The 17,772-nt window shown below is 72.2% G+C and carries 16 protein-coding genes; 9 read left to right on the top strand and 7 right to left on the bottom strand.

Annotated features, from left to right (window positions below):
- Positions 1–43: 43 nt before the first annotated feature.
- On the bottom strand, positions 44–682 hold the full coding sequence (locus ACA511_RS08350; RefSeq protein WP_375023474.1) for a Crp/Fnr family transcriptional regulator: 639 nt from the start codon (positions 680–682) through the stop codon (positions 44–46).
- A 52-nt stretch (positions 683–734) separates the two neighbouring features.
- Between ACA511_RS08350 and ACA511_RS08345 the strand changes: the two genes are divergently transcribed.
- Together ACA511_RS08345 and ACA511_RS08340 are read left to right on the top strand one after the other, a co-directional pair.
- Positions 735–1,601, top strand: coding sequence for a TIGR03619 family F420-dependent LLM class oxidoreductase (locus ACA511_RS08345; protein WP_375023473.1), 867 nt, complete (start codon positions 735–737; stop codon positions 1,599–1,601).
- A complete protein-coding gene (locus tag ACA511_RS08340) occupies positions 1,598–2,053 on the top strand; it encodes a nuclear transport factor 2 family protein (protein ID WP_375023472.1) in 456 nt (151 codons plus the stop codon). The genes ACA511_RS08345 and ACA511_RS08340 overlap by 4 nt, the downstream gene beginning before the upstream one ends.
- Before the next feature lie 3 nt (positions 2,054–2,056).
- Here the strand turns inward: ACA511_RS08340 and ACA511_RS08335 are convergent, their stop codons facing one another.
- Positions 2,057–3,961 (bottom strand): WD40 repeat domain-containing serine/threonine protein kinase, encoded by a 1,905-nt coding sequence (locus tag ACA511_RS08335; protein ID WP_375023471.1) that lies wholly within the window; start codon positions 3,959–3,961, stop codon positions 2,057–2,059.
- A 104-nt stretch (positions 3,962–4,065) separates the two neighbouring features.
- Between ACA511_RS08335 and ACA511_RS08330 the strand changes: the two genes are divergently transcribed.
- From ACA511_RS08330 to ACA511_RS08310, 5 genes are all read left to right on the top strand, one after another.
- The gene (locus ACA511_RS08330; protein WP_375023470.1) at positions 4,066–4,491 is read left to right on the top strand and encodes a Fur family transcriptional regulator; all 426 of its coding nucleotides are present in this window, start codon (positions 4,066–4,068) and stop codon (positions 4,489–4,491) included.
- On the top strand, positions 4,488–5,984 hold the full coding sequence (locus ACA511_RS08325; RefSeq protein ID WP_375023469.1) for a catalase: 1,497 nt from the start codon (positions 4,488–4,490) through the stop codon (positions 5,982–5,984). Before ACA511_RS08330 ends, ACA511_RS08325 begins: the two co-directional genes overlap by 4 nt.
- Before the next feature lie 64 nt (positions 5,985–6,048).
- Positions 6,049–6,435 carry an ankyrin repeat domain-containing protein gene (locus tag ACA511_RS08320; RefSeq protein WP_375023468.1) on the top strand — a complete coding sequence of 129 codons (387 nt, stop codon included), beginning with the start codon at positions 6,049–6,051 and terminating at the stop codon, positions 6,433–6,435.
- 207 nt (positions 6,436–6,642) lie between these two features.
- Positions 6,643–7,641 (top strand): diiron oxygenase, encoded by a 999-nt coding sequence (locus ACA511_RS08315; protein ID WP_375023467.1) that lies wholly within the window; start codon positions 6,643–6,645, stop codon positions 7,639–7,641.
- The gene (locus ACA511_RS08310; RefSeq protein ID WP_375023466.1) at positions 7,641–9,146 is read left to right on the top strand and encodes an FAD-dependent oxidoreductase; all 1,506 of its coding nucleotides are present in this window, start codon (positions 7,641–7,643) and stop codon (positions 9,144–9,146) included. The genes ACA511_RS08315 and ACA511_RS08310 overlap by 1 nt, the downstream gene beginning before the upstream one ends.
- Here ACA511_RS08310 and ACA511_RS08305 read toward each other — a convergent pair.
- Entirely contained in the window at positions 9,136–9,843 is a 708-nt protein-coding gene (locus ACA511_RS08305) for a TetR family transcriptional regulator (protein WP_375023465.1), read from the bottom strand. The two genes, ACA511_RS08310 and ACA511_RS08305, sit on opposite strands and share 11 nt — an antisense overlap.
- 731 nt (positions 9,844–10,574) lie before the next feature.
- Here ACA511_RS08305 and ACA511_RS08300 point away from each other — a divergent pair.
- Both ACA511_RS08300 and ACA511_RS08295 read left to right on the top strand, forming a co-directional pair.
- Entirely contained in the window at positions 10,575–10,850 is a 276-nt protein-coding gene (locus tag ACA511_RS08300) for a MerR family transcriptional regulator (protein WP_375024711.1), read from the top strand.
- A gap of 242 nt (positions 10,851–11,092) precedes the next feature.
- Entirely contained in the window at positions 11,093–12,439 is a 1,347-nt protein-coding gene (locus tag ACA511_RS08295) for a cytochrome P450 (protein ID WP_375023464.1), read from the top strand.
- 23 nt (positions 12,440–12,462) lie between these two features.
- On the opposite strand, the gene ACA511_RS08290 is transcribed toward ACA511_RS08295, so the two are convergent.
- The 4 genes from ACA511_RS08290 to ACA511_RS08275 form a co-directional block, all read right to left on the bottom strand.
- Positions 12,463–13,068 (bottom strand): class I SAM-dependent methyltransferase, encoded by a 606-nt coding sequence (locus ACA511_RS08290; RefSeq protein ID WP_375023463.1) that lies wholly within the window; start codon positions 13,066–13,068, stop codon positions 12,463–12,465.
- Between the two features lie 36 nt (positions 13,069–13,104).
- Positions 13,105–14,511: an MFS transporter gene (locus ACA511_RS08285; protein ID WP_375023462.1), complete on the bottom strand. Its 1,407-nt coding sequence runs from the start codon at positions 14,509–14,511 to the stop codon at positions 13,105–13,107.
- A gap of 249 nt (positions 14,512–14,760) precedes the next feature.
- Positions 14,761–16,080, bottom strand: a complete 1,320-nt coding sequence (locus tag ACA511_RS08280) for a wax ester/triacylglycerol synthase domain-containing protein (protein ID WP_375023461.1) — start codon at positions 16,078–16,080, stop codon at positions 14,761–14,763.
- A 70-nt stretch (positions 16,081–16,150) separates the two neighbouring features.
- Positions 16,151–17,758 carry a (2,3-dihydroxybenzoyl)adenylate synthase gene (locus tag ACA511_RS08275; protein ID WP_375023459.1) on the bottom strand — a complete coding sequence of 536 codons (1,608 nt, stop codon included), beginning with the start codon at positions 17,756–17,758 and terminating at the stop codon, positions 16,151–16,153.
- Between the last annotated feature and the right edge of the window lie 14 nt (positions 17,759–17,772).

The following is a 17,772-nucleotide window of genomic DNA, read 5'->3' as shown; positions in this document are numbered from 1 at the left end:
TGGCCCCAGCCTGCCCCCGCGCCGCTGAACGAACTGTCAGGATTCAGACAGTTCCGCGACCTGATGCGGCCAGGGCGCGGAGGCGGGGAAGATCGGTGATGACGGTGCGGCCGCGCTCCGTCGCCACGATGCCCGCCTCCCGCAGGCGCGCCAGTTCGGCGGCGACGACGCCGCGGGACAGGCCGACCGCCTGGCCGATCTCCGACTGGCCGAGGCCCACCTCCCGGCCGGACACGGCGAGCCGGAGCAGCGCCCGGACGACGCGGGGTCCGGCGGGCAGCGCCGCCGTCTCCGCGCGCCACTCCTCCCCCTCGCGCAGTCGCCGCATCGCGCGGCGCAGCAGGTCCGTCTCCGCGCCGGTCTCCCGCACCACGGCCCGGAAGCGGTCGGCGGGCAGCACTCGGGTGACGCACGGGTCCAACGCGATGACCGTCGCAGAGCGGCCGTCGCCGCCCAGCACGGCGATCTCGCCGAGAAGCTCGCCGGGCCCGCGCACGGCGAGGAGCAGCACTTCGCCGTCCGGGAGGGTGAGCAGGGCCTTGACCCTGCCCGCCAGTAGCAGGAGGACATGCGCCGGCGGGTCGCCCTGGCGGAGCAGGACGTCGCCCACGCGGAACCGCCGTTCAGAACCCGCCGTGACGAGCGACTCCCAGGTCCGTGCCGAGACTCCAACGGGAATCATGCACCCATCATGGGGCCTGGCATGGGACTAGAACGGGTTCTAGTATCTGGGCATGAGGTTCACCTACGCCGAGGCGATGACCGACCCGTCGTTCTACGTGCCGCTGGCCAAGGCCGCCGAGGAGGCGGGGTACACGAGCATGTCGGTCGCCGACTCCGTGGTCTATCCCCGGGACTCCGACTCGACCTACCCCTACACCGCGGACGGCGACAGGGAGTTCCTGGAGGACAAGCCCTTCATCGAGACGTTCATCCTCATCGCCGCGCTGGGCGCGGTGACGACCAGGCTGCGGTTCACGCCGTTCGTCCTCAAGCTCCCGATCCGCCCGCCGGTCCTGGTGGCGAAGCAGGCGGCGTCCATCGCGGCGCTGACCGGCGGCAGGCTCGGCCTCGGCGTCGGCCTCAGCCCGTGGCCGGAGGACTTCCAGGCGCTGGGCGTGCCGTGGGAGCGGCGCGGCAAGCGGATGGACGAGGCCATCGACATCCTGCGCGGCCTCAGCTCCGGCGGCTACTTCGAGTTCCACGGCGAGCACTACGACGTCCCGGCGCTGAAGATCACTCCCGCGGAGCCCTTCCCGATCCTCGTCGGCGGGCACAGCGAGCCGGCGCTGCGCCGCGCGGTCGTGCGCGGGGACGGCTGGATGCACGCGGGCGGCGACGACCTCGACGGCCTGCTGGGCAGGCTGAACGACATCCGCAAGCAGGAGGGCAAGGCGGGCGACCCCTTCGAGGTGCACGTCATCTCGATGGACGCCTACACGCCGGACGGCGTGAAGCGCCTGGAGGACAAGGGCGTCACGGACGTGATCGTCGGCTTCCGGATGCCCTACGCCAAGGGCCCGGACACCCAGCCGCTGGCCAAGAAGATCGAGAACCTCGAGCGCTTCGCCGAGACCGTCATCGCGAAGGTGGGACCGTGAAACAAGAACACGTTACAGATGCGATCGCGTGGCACGCCGCCGACGCGGACCATCCGGCCCGCCGCGCCGCCCGCGCGTCCATGGCGGCCGTCATCGAGGGCCGCAAGGAGGACTGGCTGGCCCTCTTCGCGCCGGACGCCCTGGTCGAGGACCCCGTGGGCCCGTCCTTCCTCGACCCCTCGGGGAACGGCCACCGGGGCGTCGACGGCATCACGGCCTTCTGGGACGACTTCATCTCGACGATCGCCGGCTTCCGCTTCACGATCGCCGACTCCTTCGCCAACGGCCCCTGCTGCGCGAACGTGGCCACGATCACCACCACCATGCCGGACGGCTCCACCATGACCATCGACTGCGTCCTGATCTACACGGTGGACGAGGACGGCCGGATCCGATCCCTGCGCGCCCACTGGGAACCCGACCGCGCGATGGCGACCGTCACGCGGCCCTGACGCTCAGGGGACCCGCGAGAACTTGACGGCGCCGGAGTCGTCGCTGGTGGCGAGCAGCCCGCCGGCGGGATCGAACGCCAGGGCGTAGACGCCCTCGGTGTGCCCGCCGACCCGCTTCACCTCGGCCCCCGTCGCGGCGTCCCAGACCCGGACGGAATTGACGTCGCCCTTCGCACGCCCTGCCACATACCGGCCGTTAGGGCTGAAGGGGGCTTCGGCATCGCCATCGCCATCGAGCCTCAGCCCCGGGCGGCGGTCGTCCACGTCCCAGAGGCGGATGCCCTCGTCGGCGCCGACCGCCAGCGTCTCGCCGTCCGGGCTGAAGGCCACCGAGCGCACGAAGCCGTCGTGCCCGTCGAGGACGCGGACGTTGCGGTCGGCGGCGACGGTCCAGAGCCGGACGTCCTGATCGTCGTTGCCGGCCAGCAGCGCGCCGTCCGGGCTGAACCGCACCGACTGGATGGACTTGCTCATGCCGCGGAGGGTGTCGTCGATGCGGTGCGCGTCCACGTTCCAGAGCCGGATCATGTGCCTGGCGTCCTCGCTGACCGTCGGGATGGTCGACACGCCGATCGCCAGGGTGTCGCCGTCCGGGCTGAACGCGATCGCGTCCGGGGACGCGTCCTCGTCGGGGTCGGTGAACGTGTCGAGGGACCGTCCGGACGCGACGTCCCAGAGCCCGATGTCGCCGTCCCCGTCGTCGGCGGCGAGGGTCGTGCCGTCCGGGCTGAACTCCACCCTGAACTTGGACACGCCGTCGCGCTCCGCGAGCCGCGCGGTCCACTTGCCGGTGGCCACGTCCCACAACTCCAGGCCGCCGGCCTCCCCGACCGTGGCCAGGGTCTTGCCGTTCGGGCTGAAGGCCATCCCCCAGACGCCGCCGGGGACGTCGACGCCGGGCGGAAGGGGCTTCGGCGACGCGCTCGCGGTGCGGCCGTCCGGTGCGGACGGCCGCAGCGCCCAGACGCCCGCGGCGAGGCCCCCGACGACGAGCGATGCCGCCGCCGCCAGCGCGGCCGCCCGGACGCCGCGGGCCTGACGGACGTCACGGACCGGACGCCCCCACGGCGTCGTCACCGCTTCGGACGTCGGCGAGGCGATGGCCGCGAGCATGCCGCGCACGGCCCCGGCGGGCAGCCGCGCGTCCGGGTCCTTCCGGAGGAGCCCGCTCAGGACGCCCGTGAGCGGACCGGCGTGCACCGGCGGAGGGTGCTCCTCGGTCGCGACGGCGAGGTAGACGGCTCCGTGGTTGGGCCCGGCGAACGGCGCCCGGCCCTCGACGGCGGCGTACAGCGTGGCCCCCAGCGACCACAGGTCGGACCGGGGCGTCGCGGGCGTCCCCCGCACCTGCTCGGGCGCCATGTACGCCGGGGTGCCCAGGATCGCGCCCGTTCCGGTCAGGGTCGCGTCCCCCTCCAGCGCGGCGATCCCGAAGTCGGTCAGCACCGCGCGTTCGCCCTCCAGCAGGACGTTGGCGGGTTTCACGTCGCGGTGCACGATCCCCTGCCCGTGCGCGGCGGTCAGCGCGTCCAGCATCTGCAGCCCGATCGCGGCGACCTGCGGCACCGGCAGCCGTCCCCGCTCCCGCACGAGATCGGCGAGCGACCCGCCCCGGACGAGTTCCATCACGATCCACGGCCGGCCGTCCGCCCCGGCGACCTGCGCGTGGACCCGCACGACCCCCGGATGCGACAGCCGCGCCGCCGCCCGCGCCTCGCGCTCCATCCGCGCGTGCAGGACGCGGCGCTCGTCCTCGCCGATCTGGTCGGGCAGCCGCAGCTCCTTGACCGCGACCTCGCGCTGCCCCTGGACGTCCAGGGCCCGCCAGACGGACCCCATCCCGCCGCGTCCGAGCAGCCCCAGGATCCGATACCGCCCCGCAAGCAGCTGCCCGACGTCCTCGCCCACGCTCCAGAAGATAGCGCCGTAGATCATCGAGCCGTCTGCCGGAGACGAACCTGGAGGCTCTCGTTTATTTGACTCATTCCAGAAAAGATGCTTAGCTCCAGGTCATGCCGACCATCGACGCCGCCGCCCTCCTGCGGGAGGCCGACCTGCGGGTGACCCGCCAGCGGGTCGCCGTGCTGGCGGCGGTCGCGGCCGGCCCGCACTCCGACGCCGACACCGTCACGGCCGCCGCCCGGCGGGAGCTGGGCTCGGTCTCGACCCAGGCGGTCTACGACGTGCTGCGAGCGCTCACCGAGGCGGGCCTCGTCCGCCGCATCGAGCCGGCCGGCTCACCGGCCCGGTACGAGACCCGGGTGGGCGACGACCACCACCACCTGGTGTGCCGCGCCTGCGGCGCCATCGCCGACGTGCGGGGCGCGGCGGGCGAGGCCGCGTGCCTCGACGTCCAGGACCCGCGAGGGTTCGCGGTCGACGCGGCGGAAGTGACGTTCTGGGGCACCTGCCCCGACTGCCGCGCCCGCCGCGCATGACCGCCGAAGCAAGAACCGAAGAGGAGCGAACCGTGCCAGAGAACAACCAGAAGCCGCTGACCACCGTCGCGGGCGCGCCGGTGCCCGACAACCAGAACTCGCTGACCGCCGGGCCCCGCGGCCCGATGCTCTTGCAGGACGTCTGGTTCCTGGAGAAGCTGGCGCACTTCGACCGCGAGGTCATCCCGGAGCGCCGGATGCACGCGAAGGGGTCGGGCGCGTTCGGCACCTTCACGGTGACCAACGACATCACCCGGTACACCAGCGCCGGCATCTTCTCCGAGGTCGGCAAGAAGACCGAGATGTTCGCGCGCTTCTCCACCGTCGCCGGTGAGCGCGGCGCGGCGGACGCCGAGCGCGACATCCGCGGCTTCGCGCTGAAGTTCTACACCGACGAGGGCAACTGGGACCTCGTGGGCAACAACACGCCCGTGTTCTTCTTCCGCGACCCGCTGAAGTTCCCCGACCTCAACCACGCCGTGAAGCGCGACCCGCGCACCAACATGCGCGACCCCGAGAACAACTGGGACTTCTGGACGCACCTCCCCGAGGCCCTGCACCAGGTCACGATCGTGATGTCGGACCGCGGCATCCCCGCGTCGCTCCGCCACATGCACGGCTTCGGCTCGCACACCTACAGCTTCGTCAACGCCGAGGGCGAGCGGTTCTGGGTGAAGTTCCACCACCGCACCCAGCAGGGCATCAAGAACCTCACCGACGCCGAGGCCGAGGCGCTGATCGGCAAGGACCGCGAGTCCCACCAGCGCGACCTCTTCGACTCGATCGAGAACGGCGACTTCCCGAAGTGGAAGCTGTGCGTCCAGATCATGCCGGAGGCCGACGCCGCGACCTACCGGTACCACCCCTTCGACCTCACCAAGGTCTGGTCGAAGAAGGACTACCCGCTGATCGAGGTCGGCGAGTGGGAGCTGAACCGCAACCCCGAGAACTACTTCGCCGACGTGGAGCAGGCCGCGTTCACCCCGGCGAACGTCGTCCCCGGCATCGGCTTCTCGCCCGACAAGATGCTCCAGGGCCGGCTGTTCTCCTACGGTGACGCCCAGCGGTACCGCCTGGGAGTGAACCACCACCAGATCCCGGTGAACGCGCCGAGGAACCCGGTCAACTCCTACCACCGCGACGGCGCCATGCGCGTCGACGGCAACCAGGGCGCCACCCCGGGCATCGAGCCGAACTCCTACGGCCGCTGGCAGGAGCAGCCCGGTTACCGCGAGCCGGCCCAGGCCGTGGGCGCGGTCGCCGACCGGTTCGACTACCGCGAGGACGACGACAACTACTTCGAGCAGCCCGGCATCCTGTTCCGGAACATGTCCCCCGAGCAGCAGCAGGTGCTCTTCGAGAACACCGCGCGGGCGATCGACGGCGCGTCCCGGGCGACCGTCGAGCGGCACATCGCCAACTGCACCCAGGCCGACCCCGCCTACGGCGAGGGCGTCCGTAAGGCGATCGAGGCCCTGGCCGCCGGCCGCTGAGCACACCGGCCCGGCCCGGCGTGGCGCCCGCCACGCCGGGCCCGGACCGGACGGGAGGACACCCATGAGCAACGGCGCACTGACCGGGGAGCAGACCGAACGCGTCCTGGCGATCGCCGCTGACCTGGCGCGGGAGGGCGACACCGCCCAGCTCGCGGAGTTCGTCGACCACGGCCTGCCGGCCGACGCGGCGGACGCGTCCGGGAACACCCTGCTCATGCTCGCGGCCTACCACGGCCACGCCGGAACGGTGCGCGCGCTCCTGGCCCGCGGCGCCGACCCGGACCTGCGCAACGCCCGCGACCAGACCCCCATCGCCGGCGCCCTCTTCAAGGGCGAGGACGAGGTGGTGGCCGTCCTCCGCGACGCGGGCGCCGACCTGGACGCGGGCACCCCGACCGCCCGCGCCGCGGCGACCCTGTTCGGCCGCGAGCACCTTCTGGCCGGCTGATCGAAGGGGGCGGCGGCAGCACCCTCCTCGGGGTGCCGCGCCGCCCGAGCGAGGGTGACGCCGGGTCGAAGGTGACGTCGGGCTCATCGGCGCCGGACCTCTTGCATGGGACAGAGCGTCCCAGTAAATTCCGGAACCGGGGCGAGGCCGGCGCGGCGGCGGCCGCCCCGCAGGCGAGACGGGATCCGCCGCGACGAGGAGGGCTCGATGACGCTGTCCACTTCCACCGGAGCCGACCCGTTCGACCAGGCGTACCGGGACCTGCTGCGGACGCTGTCCGAGGGGTCGGTGCGCCGGCGCTTCGACCCCTTCCTCGACATCGACTGGGACGCGCCGGAGTTCGCCCTCGACCCGGACGACCCGCGCTGGGTGCTGTCGCCGGAGATCGACCCGCTGGGCGCGACCCGGTGGTACCGGGAACTGCCGCTGGAGCGGCGGATCGCGATCGGGAGATGGCGCATGGCCAACTCGATCAGGGTCGGGGCCGCGTTCGAGAGCATCCTGATCCGCGGAATGATGCAGTTCATCATGAAGCTGCCCAACGGGTCGGCCGAGTTCCGCTACTGCCTCCACGAGATGACCGAGGAGTGCAACCACATCCAGATGTTCCAGGAGCTCGTCAACCGGATCGGCGTCGACGTCCCCGGCATGCGGACGTGGTTCCGGAGGCTGTCGCCGCTGATCGGCGTGGCCGGCGGCTACGCGCACGTGGTCCTGTTCATCGGGATCCTCGCGGGCGAGGAGCCCATCGACCACTACCAGAAGGCGCTCATCCGCTCGGGCGAGGCCGTCCCGCCCGCGATGCTGCGCACGATGGAGATCCACATCGCCGAGGAGGCGCGGCACATCTCGTTCGCGGGCGACTTCCTCCGCGTGCGCGTCGCGCGGATGAACCCGGTGAGCCGGGCGGCGTGCGCGCTCGTGTTCCCCCTCGCGATGCGCTGGCTGGCCGGGGAGATCATGACGCCGCCGCGCTCGTTCGCCAAGGAGTTCGGCATCCCGCGCAAGGTCTTCAAAGAGGCGTTCTGGCGCAGCCCGCACTCCCGCGCGATCCTCGCCGGCTACTTCGGCGACATGCGCGGGCTCGCCGACGACCTCGGGTTGATGACGCCGCCCGCCAAGCGCCTGTGGAAGCTGCTGCACATCGATGGGAGGCCCTCGCGGTACCGGGGCGAGCCGCACCGCGAAGCGCGCGGGCTCGCCTGATGCCGCACGTCGTCACCCAGTCGTGCTGCGGCGACGCGTCCTGCGTCTACACGTGCCCGGTCAACTGCATCCATCCGACGCCGGACGAGCCGGACTTCGCGTCCGCGGAGATGCTCTACATCGACCCGGCCGCGTGCGTCGACTGCGGCGCGTGCGTCGCGGCGTGCCCGGTGGACGCGATCAAACCGCACACGAGGCTGGCCGAGGACGAACACGACTTCCTGTCGATCAACTCCGCGTTCTACGACGTCCCGCGGCCCCGGCCGCTGCTCGCGCCGGTGGTGCCGCCGCTGGAGGTCCGCGAACGGCCGCGCCCGCTGCGGGTCGCCGTCGTCGGCTCCGGCCCGGCCGCGATGTACGCGGCCGACGAGGTGCTCACCGTTCCGGGCGCGCGGGTCACCATGGTCGAACGGCTCCCGATGCCCTACGGGCTGGCGCGGACGGGCGTGGCGCCCGACCACCGGCGGACGCGGGGGGTGGCCGCGCAGTTCGACCGCATCCGCGAGCAGGACGGCCTCGACCTGTTCCTCAACGTCGAGGTCGGCAAGGACGTCACGCACGACGATCTCCTCGCCCACCACCACGCGGTCGTCTACGCGGTCGGCGCCTCGGCGGACCGCCCGCTCGACGTCCCGGGGGCCGGGCTGCCCGGCACGGCGTCCGCCACCGAGTTCGTCGCCTGGTACAACGGCCACCCCGACTTCGCCGACCGGACGTTCGACCTGTCGCACCCCCGCGCCGTGGTGATCGGCAACGGCAACGTCGCGCTCGACGTCGCCCGGATCCTCACCGTCGGCCCGGCCGCCCTCGCCGGCACCGACATCGCCCCCGCCGCGCTGGACGCGCTGCGCCGCAGCCGCGTCGAGGAGGTCGTGGTGGCCGGGCGGCGCGGGCCCGCGCAGTCGGCGTTCACGCTGCCCGAACTGGTCGGCCTCCGCTCGACGCCCGGCGTCAGCGTCACCGTCCCGCCGGACGACCTCGGCCCCGGCCCTGCCGACCCCAAGCTGGACGTGCTGCGCGGCCTCGCCCCCGGCACGGACGCGCCGCGCCGGATCCGGCTGCGCTACCTGCTGTCGCCGCTGCGGATCCTCGGGCGGGACCGCGCCGAGGGCGTCGAGTTCGGGCGCAACGCGCTCGCCGGGGACGGCGCCCGCGCCGAGCCGACCGGCCGGACGGAGACCGTGGACGCCGGGCTCGTGCTGTCGGCGATCGGCTACCGCGGGCTGCCCGTCCCGGGGCTGCCGTTCGACGACGCGACCGGCACCGTGCCGAACGAGCACGGCCGCGTCGTCGACCCGCGCACCGGCCGGGCCGTGCCGGGCGCGTTCGTCGCCGGCTGGATCAAGCGCGGCCCGACCGGTTTCATCGGCACGAACAAGTCGTGCGCGCTGGAGACCGTGCGGGCCCTGGTGGACGACTACAACGCGGGCGTCCTCGCCGAGCCCGGCACCGGCCGGGGCGAGCTCGCGGCACTGCTGGAGCGGCGGCCCGCGCTCACACCGTGACGCCGCGGGTCATCCGCTCGACGACCGTCCGGAGCTCGGTCGCGGGGTCGATGACGAGGCCCAGCGACCGCGCGGCGCCGTCCAGCATGAACCACGCGTAGGCGGTGAGGTCGGCCACGATCTCCGGACGGGTCCTGCCGGGCGCCGGGTCGCGCACCCACTGCGTCAGCATGCCCTCCACCATCGTCACGATGGCCAGCGGGAGCGACTCCAGGCCGCCGTCGTCGAGGTCGAACGACGCCAGGAAGGCGCCGATGACCTCGCGTGCCCGGAGCGCGATCCGCCCCCTGAGGCTGCTGACCGCGTCGACGCCCGCGTCGTCGTAGTGGGTCGGCCCCTGCCGCATGAAGTCGTGCAGGCGGGGGTGCTCCGACATCCACCCGGCGACCGTGTCGATGGACCTGCCGAGGATCTCCTCGACCGAACCGTGCGAGATGTCGAGCTTCGCCGACAGCACGCTCGCGAAGTCGTCGACGAGGTAGGACCTGATGCGGCGGTCCAGGTCGTCGCGGTCGCCGAACCGGCGGTACACGACGGACTTCGCGAGCCCGGCCCGCTCCGCGATCCGCTGCACCGGGATGCGCGTGCCGGGCGGGGTCTCTTCGAGGAGTTCCACGGCGGCGCGCAGGATCATCAGCTGGCGCGCGGAGTTGTGCTCCTCCCAGCGCGCCCGGTACCCGCTCCCCGAACCCGGCATCCGGCTCCCTCTCGCACTGGTCGACGCGCCCGACTCTACCGACCCGTACCGGCGCGCGGGTCAGAGCGCTCGCGGCGGACGAAGACAACCAGGCGATGTGATCTACGAAACTCTGTAGTGGCCGAGGTAGATTTTCGAGCGAACGGCGGGTAGTGTTCCTGACATCAACAAGAGACGAGTCAACGGGAAGCGGCAGAGGACGAACTGCCGTGAGGTACGGACGACATCGGCCGGGTTAGCCGGGGCCAGCGCAGTGGAAGGGGCTCCGGCGGCCGGCCGACCCGGTGGCCTGCGGGCCGCCGGGAGCGGCAGTACAGAGCACGAAGTAGTACGCACGGAAACACGCATTATCGGAAGTGATGTCGCAGAAAGGAGGGTTCGACGCCATCAGGATCGCCCGTCGCAGGCACGATTCACGCCGCGCGGGTACCGCAGCCCCACAGATAGGACGGTGGTCTCCGGTCACGCATCCGCGATCCCCGCGTACTCGCCCCGTTCTGGGCGGACGCGGAAGACCAGCCGGTCACGGCTGGTAGATGGTGTTGCAACTCTGGGCCCCGGCGCCGCAGTCTGGCGCCGGGGCCCCTGTCGTCGTCACTGCCGGCCCGAGGCAGTACGGAAGGTTTATGAAGGCGTCCCACCAAGACCAGCAGCACGCGCAGTCCACCGGCCAGGACGAGTCCGGCCGTCTGGAAGACAAGTTCGACGATGACGACTACCCGGCCTACAGCATGGGCCGCGCGGCGGAGATGCTGGGCGTCACCCCGGCGTTCCTGCGCAGCCTCGACACCGCCCGGCTGATCGTCCCGCAGCGCTCGGCCGGCGGGCACCGCCGCTACTCCCGCTACCAGCTGCGCCTCGCGCAGCGCGCCCGCGACCTGGTCGACGAGGGCACTCCGCTGGAGGCGGCCTGCCGCATCATCATCCTGGAAGACCAGCTCGCCGAAGCCCAGCGCATCAACGCCCGGCTGCGGCACGACCGCGCCGCGCCCCAGGACCCGTCATAAAGCCACCGCCCCAGTGGCGTGTCCGCGGCCGGAGGAATTCCGGCGCCGAAGAACGGGCCGCGCCGGCCCAGCGTGATCGGCCGTTCGAGCCCCGATCGAAAATCTTCCCACGATCTACGCATTAGCCCACATGGCCACTTGAATCCCGGAAACAGGGCCCAAGGCACCTCATCGCGAATGAGGCGAAAGGGGATGCGGCCGAGCGCGGCGCAAATGTACCTCAGGTTCCCTGAGGAGGGCCCATGGCAGTCAGGATTCTCGCTCCGCCACCGGAAGGCAGCGGCCTCGAACCGGTGCGCGGGCGGCCCGGTCTTCCGTTCATCGGGAACACCGTGCAGTTCATACGGCGGCCATTCGCGGTCACCCACGACCAGTACCGGGAGTTCGGCCCGGTCACGTGGGCCTGGCTGTTCGGCAGGCGGGCCGTGGTCGTCCACGGGCCGGAGGCCGCCGAGGCGGTCCTGGTCGACCGCGACGGGGCCTTCGCCCACGGGCCCGCCTGGCAGGAGTTCCTGGGCCCGTTCTTCCCCCGCGGCCTGCTGGCCCTGGACTCCGACGAGCATCTCCACCACCGGCGGATCATGCAGCGGGCGTTCACCCGCGACCGGCTGCGCTCGTACACCAGCGCGCTGGCGGCACTCACCACGAGCGACGTCGAGGCGTGGGAGCACGGCCGCGCCTTCCACATGTACGACCACATCAAGGTGCTCACGCTCGCCTCCGTCGTCGACGTCTTCATGGGCGTCCCGATAGAGCGGCCCGAAGCCGTCCAGGTCACCAGGGCCCTCAACGACGCCATGGGCGCCGGCGGGGCCGTCGTGCGGTTTCCGGTGCCGGGGCTGCGCTGGCACAGGGGCCTCCAGGCTCGCCGGATGCTGGAGGAGTACGTGCGCCGGCACCTGCCCGCCAAGCGGCGCGGCGGAGGCGACGACCTGTTCGCCATGCTCTGCCGGGCCGAGACCGACGACGGGCGCGCGTTCACCGACGAGGACGTCGTCGACCACATGGTCTTCATGCTGCAGGCGGCGCACGACGCCACCGCCACCACGCTCGCCACGGCGGCCTATCACCTCGGCGCGTCCCCGGAATGGCAGGACCGGCTGCGGGACGAGTCGCGGGCACTCGGCAAACCCGCGCTGGAGTTCGGCGACATGGACTCTCTCCCCTCGGCCGGCCTGGTGATGAAGGAGGCGCTCCGGCTGGTGACGTCGCCGTCCATGCTGCCCCGCCGGGCCGTCAAGGACACCCAGATCCTCGGCCGCCACATTCCGTCCGGATCACTGGTGCTGGTGCCGCTGCTCACCAATCACCACATGCCCGAGTACTGGACCGACCCGGAACGGTTCGATCCCGAGCGCTTCTCCGCGCCGCGTTGCGAGGACAAGGCGCACAAGTACGCCTGCGCGCCATTCGGCGGCGGCGCCCACAGGTGCATCGGCGCGCACTTCGCGGACGTGCACTTCAAAAGCATCCTGCACCAGATGCTGCTCAACCACCGCTGGAGCATCCCCGAGGGCCGCCAATGGCGGATACGCATGACCTCGCTGGTGCCGAAGAACGGGCTGCCCGTCCGACTCTCGGCCGTTTGACGGTTCCTGGGATCGAACTCCCGTCAGCCGTCCCGCCGGGATCCGCCGTAGATCATGTCCCCGAAGAACGGGTCGCGACGCCCCAGCACCGTCAGCCCCTGGGCCTCCAGTTCGTCGACGAACTCAGGGCCGGTGAAGCGGTTCTCGGTGGGATGGGCGCGATTGTGCCGCAGGTGCGGCCGTTGGAGCCCCTGCTTGGTGAGCTCCTCGAAGTAGAACGTGCCGCCCGGTTTCAGGACGCGGGCCACTTCCCGCACGGCCGCCTGCCAGTCGAGGACGTGGTGCAGGATGCCGAAGTTGACGACCGCGTCGTACTCCCCGTCCGCGGGCACCAGTGCGCCGAGGTCGGTGACGTCGGCGACTCCGACCCGCACGCGGCCGCTGTGCGGCACCAGCCGCCGCCGGGCCCGCCGCACCATCGCCGGATCCAGATCGACGGCGTCCACGTGCCCGGCTCCCCACTCTTCGAGCAGGAGCCGGGAGCCGTACCCGGACCCGCAGCCGATCTCCAGCACCCGGCTCCCCCCGGGGAGCGGGCCGCCGCAGCGCCCCATCAGCGGCAGCGCGAGCCGGCGTTGCATCGCCCGCCGCACGGGGCTGTTCATGAACACGGTTTCCACCTTGTCCATCGACTGTGCTCCTCTCTTGGACAGACCCTGCCGGGATCATGGACGCGCGTCGCCGGAGTTCGGGAAGGCGCCGGGGCGGAAGAGCAGGAACGTCACGGCGAGGCCGACGGCGAAGAGGCCCGCGGCCCACCAGTAGACGGTGCTGTACGCCTTCATCGCCGCGTGGACGCGGACGGCGGGGTCGGCGGGATCGCGGCCGGCGACGTAGCCGGCGACGGCCTGCGCGGCCGCGGTGGTGAGCACGGCGGGGCCGATCGAGCCGCCGACCTGCTGGGCGGCGTTGACGGTCGCGGACGCGACGCCGGAGTCGGCCGGGTCGATGCCGGCGGTGCCCAGGCTGATCGACGGCGCGATGACGAGGCCGAAGCCGACGCCCAGCAGGATGAGCGCCGGCAGGACGTGGGCCGGGTAGGTGCTGGCGAGATCGAGACGGGCCAGCAGGACGACGCCCGCGACGGCGATTCCCATGCCGACCGGCACGATCGGCTTGGGTCCGATCCGGACGAACGGCGCCGCGGCGGACAGCGAGGCGCTGACCATGGTCGCGGCGACCAGCGGCATGAACGCCAATCCCGTCCTGACGGGGCTGTAGCCGAGGCCCTGCTGGAGGTAGTACGTCAGGAAGAGGAAGATGCCGAACATGCCGGCCCCGACGATCAGGACGGCCAGGTAGGAGGCGGCGCGGTTCCGGTCGGTCAGGACGCGCAGCGGCAGCAGCGGCCGGGCGGCGCGGGTCTGCCAGCCCGCGAACGCGGCGAGCAGGACCGCGGCGCCGGCGAGGCAGCCCCAGGTGAGGACCGAGCCCCAGCCGCGGGATTCGGCGCCGGCGAAGCCGTAGACGAGGCCGAACAGCCCGGCGGAGGCGAGGACGGTGCCGAGGACGTCCAGCCTCGCACCGGGGTCGCGGGGAGTCCTGCGCAGCAGGAGGACGCCGCCGAGCAGCGGGATCGCGGCGAGCACCATGTTCACGTAGAGCGTCCAGCGCCAGTCCAGGTACTCGGTGAGGACGCCGCCGAGCAGCAGCCCGATCGCTCCGCCGCCGCCGCTGATGGCGCCGAAGATCCCGAACGCCCTGCCGCGCTCGGCCGAGTCGTCGAAGGTGGTGGTCAGCAGGGACAGCGCCGCGGGTGCGAGCAGGGCGCCGAACACGGCCTGGGCGGCGCGGGCGGCGACGAGGACCGCGAACGTGGGGGCGGCGCCCCCGGCGGTCGACATGACGGCGAACCCCGCGAGGCCCACCAGGAAGGTCGGCTTGCGGCCGAACAGGTCGGCGATCCGGCCGCCGAGGAGCAGCAGGCTCCCGAACGCCAGCGCGTAGGCGGTGATGATCCACTGCCGGTCGGCGTCGGAGAAGCCGAGGTCCGCCTGCGCGGAGGGCAGCGCGATGTTCACGATCGTGGCGTCCAGCACGACCATGAGCTGGGCGATGCCCACCACGGCCATGATCCCCCAGCGGCGCGGAGCATCGTTCGCGGAGCCGGGCGCACGAAGCTCGTCGGGCGTACCGGGCGCGTCGGCCGCCTCGACGACTACGAGGGTTGCGACGGCGGCCCCTTCGTCAGACGGCGTCAGGTCGATGCGGCCCAGTGGACGTCGCGGTCGGCGGCGGCGTCGAGGTGACATGAGGATGGTCCTGTTCTCGAACGGTGCGTCGCCGGGTGCGCGGTCGTCCCCGGCTCACGATGGGCATGGTCAGGTGTAGGCGCGGTGCAGGGCGGCCAAGGCTTCGCCGCAGAGTTTTCCCAGGTGGTCGGGAGTCGTCGGCGAGGAATCGGCGGTGAGCGACTTCTCGGCGAGGATGCAGACGGTCACCGAGGTCTCGTACTGGACGATCGCCACGATGAGGCGCTGGATCGGCGTCATCGCCGGGACCGCGAGCACGGTGCGCACGGGGTCGCCGAGGACGGACAGCCGCGGCGCCACCCGGAGCGTCGAGACGCACGCGCTGACGAGGCCGGGGTCGAGGAACCGGTAGATGAGCCTCCTCGCCACCGGGAAGGGAGTGCCCGCGAGCAGCCGTCCGCGGTCACGGTGCGTTCGGATCCGCTGCTCACTGGTCTGCTCCATGACCTGGCGCAGGTGCTCGCGGGGAGAGGAGCGGCCGCACGCCAGCGTCACCGGGAGCACGCCCACGGAGTTGCTCAGGGCTCCGGCGCGGTCGGCCGGCCGGAGGTTGACCGGGACCCAGATGGTGAGGTCCCGGCGGCGGTGCGGCTCCTGCCATTCCCGCGGGGTCCACATGCGGAACGCGCCGGTGATGGTCGCCAGGCACACCTGGTTGACAGTGGCCTGGGCGGCGCGGGCGACCTCCTGCAGCTGCTTGATGTCCAGGTCGACGACGCGGAAGACGCAGTCCCCGCTGACCGGTTGCTGGTTGGGCAGCCACGGGACGCGGCGGCGCAGCGGGATCCCCGGATCGGTCAGGATCGACTTGACCAGCCGCGAGGTGCGGGCCGCGGACTCCCGGGCGTCCGTGCGCCGTGCGCGCCCGCGAGCCGGGGCGCCGCCGCGCGGGACCGGGGCGCCGCCGCGCGGGACCGGGACGGACGGCAGGGGCAGCCGCCGGCGGCCGAACAGGGCTTCGAGCGTGGCGAACAGGGACGAGCCGTCCTGGAACATGTGGTGGGTCCGGTAGCACACCATGTACTCGCCGGGCGCGTAGCCGTGCAGGACGGTGAGGTCCCACAGCGGGCGGCCGTGAGACAGGTCCGGCAGATCGAGGACCGCGGCCATCGGATCGTCGCCGGGCTCCAGCACCCGTTCACCGACATGTTGCCGGACGTCGAAGCCAGGGCCCTGCCGCTTCCAGCACACTGTGGCCCGGTCCAGCCCGAACGCCAGGACGGGAGCCTGGTCCAGCCTGCTCCCGACATGGTCCCGCAGCGCGGCCAGGTCGGGAGCGGCTCCGTTCACCACCAGGATTCCGCCGGTGGCCAGGGATGTGTCCTCGTGTTCGTCCACGAACTTGAGGACTTTGTCGACGGCGGTGAGCGGTACCGTCCCGGGCGGCACACGGCGTGAGGATGGCAGTCGCATTCTTGTCCCCTTTCCTTGGCGACAGGCAGGTACGAGTAGCGGGCGGTCAGCGCACGCTCTCGCTGGCGGTCTCGGAGAACCGGGCGGTCAGTTGTGCTTTGTCGACCTTCCCGACGGCGGTGCGGGGAAGGATTTCGACCTGTTCCATCTGGTCGGGGTACTTGTAGGAGGCCAGCCCGCGGTCGCGCAGGAAGTTCCTGATGTCGCGCAGCGTCGGCGCCCTGTCCGCATAGGTGGGCCGGAGGGTGAGGACCGCGCAGCTCCGCTCCCCCGTGACCGGGTCGGGAAGGCCGACCACGGCGGCGTCGAGCACCGCCGGGTGCGTGAGGAGGTGCTTCTCCACCTCGGGCGCCGCGACCTTCTCGGCGCCCCGGTTGATCTGGTCCTTCTTGCGCCCCTCCACGACGACGTGCCCCGAGGGCAGGACGCGTACCAGGTCGCCGGTGCGGTAGAAGCCGTCGGCGGTGAAGGAACGGGCGTTGTGCTCGGCGGCGCGGTAGTAGCCGCGGAGCGTGTACGGGCCGCGGGTGAGGAGTTCTCCGATTCCGCCGGGAGCGACGTCGACGCCGTCGGCGTCCACCACGCGCAGTTCGTCGGCCGGCGACAGGGGCGAGCCCTGCGTTTCGTCCACCAGGTCGACCGGGTCGTCGAGCCGGGTGAAGCAGAGCAGCCCTTCGGCCATGCCGAAGACCTGCTGCACCTGGCATCCGAGCACGGCCCGCATCCGGGCGACATTCTCGGCGGGGAACCGGGCGCCGCCGATCTGGACGAGCGCCAGCGAGGAGAGGTCCTCGGACGAGTGGGGGGCCGCCTCCAGCCATTGGAACGCGATCGTCGGCACCAGTGCGGACATGGTCGCGCGTTCGCGGGCCAGGAGGGGGAACACGGCGCCGGGCGAGGCGGCGGACGACAGCACGGCGGTGCCGCCGCGCGCGAAGGCGCCCAGAATCCCCGGGCAGGCCAGCGCATAGTTGTGCGCCACCGGAAGGACGGCCAGGTAGACGGTGCCGGGCCCGAGACCGCAGACGTCGGCGCTCGCCTGGAGGTTGTAGAGGTAGTCGCGGTGGGTGCGCGGGATCAGTTTCGGCCGGCCGGTGGTCCCTCCCGACAGCAGGAGCACGGCGACGTCGGCCGGGCCCGGCCGAGCGGTCTGCTGGAGGTCTCCGGCGTCCTCTTGCAGGTCGCCGAGTGCCGTGAACTCCTCTGCGTCGCCGTCGATGACCACTTCGGAGACCGGCAGCGATCGGGCCAGCGTGCGGTAGTCGAAGGACCCGTCGCGGTCGGCGCTGATGTACGCGCGTGCTTCCGTGTGCTCGCACAGGTAGCGGATCTCGCTCTCGCGGTGCGCGGGCAGTGCCAGCGCCGGCACGACTCCCAGGCGCGTCAGCGCGAGGAAGGTCACGACGAAGCCCGCGCTGTTGGGCAACTGGACGACCGCGCGGTCGCCTCTGCGCAGCCCCAGGCGGTGGAAGCCCGCCGCCGTGCGGTCGGCGCGCCGGTCGAGCTCGGCATAGGTCAGCCGCTCGGCGCCCGCGACGAGCGCGATGTGGTCGGGGCGCCCGTCCAGCACGTCTCCGAGCAGCCGGTCGCCCCAGTAGCCCTCCGCCGTGTAGCGCGCTTCGGCGTCGGCGGGCCAGGGAGTGAAGCCGTCCATCAGGTCACCGTCCC

The sequence above is a fragment of the Actinomadura sp. GTD37 genome, from assembly GCF_041951365.1.
In the GTDB taxonomy this organism is placed as follows: Bacteria; Actinomycetota; Actinomycetes; order Streptosporangiales; family Streptosporangiaceae; genus Spirillospora.
This window is presented reverse-complemented; position numbering and strand designations above follow the sequence as displayed.

Excerpts from the sequence above, each read along its gene's own strand:
- ACA511_RS08325 (WP_375023469.1), top strand. The coding sequence starts at position 4,488 with ATGACCGCCGAAGCAAGAACCGAAGAGGAGCGAACCGTGCCAGAGAAC.
- ACA511_RS08330 (WP_375023470.1), top strand. The coding sequence starts at position 4,066 with ATGCCGACCATCGACGCCGCCGCCCTCCTGCGGGAGGCCGACCTGCGG.
- ACA511_RS08290 (WP_375023463.1), bottom strand. The coding sequence starts at position 13,068 with ATGGACAAGGTGGAAACCGTGTTCATGAACAGCCCCGTGCGGCGGGCG.
- ACA511_RS08305 (WP_375023465.1), bottom strand. The coding sequence starts at position 9,843 with ATGCCGGGTTCGGGGAGCGGGTACCGGGCGCGCTGGGAGGAGCACAAC.
- ACA511_RS08295 (WP_375023464.1), top strand. The coding sequence starts at position 11,093 with ATGGCAGTCAGGATTCTCGCTCCGCCACCGGAAGGCAGCGGCCTCGAA.
- ACA511_RS08315 (WP_375023467.1), top strand. The coding sequence starts at position 6,643 with ATGACGCTGTCCACTTCCACCGGAGCCGACCCGTTCGACCAGGCGTAC.
- ACA511_RS08320 (WP_375023468.1), top strand. The coding sequence starts at position 6,049 with ATGAGCAACGGCGCACTGACCGGGGAGCAGACCGAACGCGTCCTGGCG.
- ACA511_RS08310 (WP_375023466.1), top strand. The coding sequence starts at position 7,641 with ATGCCGCACGTCGTCACCCAGTCGTGCTGCGGCGACGCGTCCTGCGTC.
- ACA511_RS08300 (WP_375024711.1), top strand. The coding sequence starts at position 10,575 with ATGGGCCGCGCGGCGGAGATGCTGGGCGTCACCCCGGCGTTCCTGCGC.
- ACA511_RS08275 (WP_375023459.1), bottom strand. The coding sequence starts at position 17,758 with ATGGACGGCTTCACTCCCTGGCCCGCCGACGCCGAAGCGCGCTACACG.
- ACA511_RS08345 (WP_375023473.1), top strand. The coding sequence starts at position 735 with ATGAGGTTCACCTACGCCGAGGCGATGACCGACCCGTCGTTCTACGTG.
- ACA511_RS08285 (WP_375023462.1), bottom strand. The coding sequence starts at position 14,511 with ATGGCCGTGGTGGGCATCGCCCAGCTCATGGTCGTGCTGGACGCCACG.
- ACA511_RS08350 (WP_375023474.1), bottom strand. The coding sequence starts at position 682 with ATGATTCCCGTTGGAGTCTCGGCACGGACCTGGGAGTCGCTCGTCACG.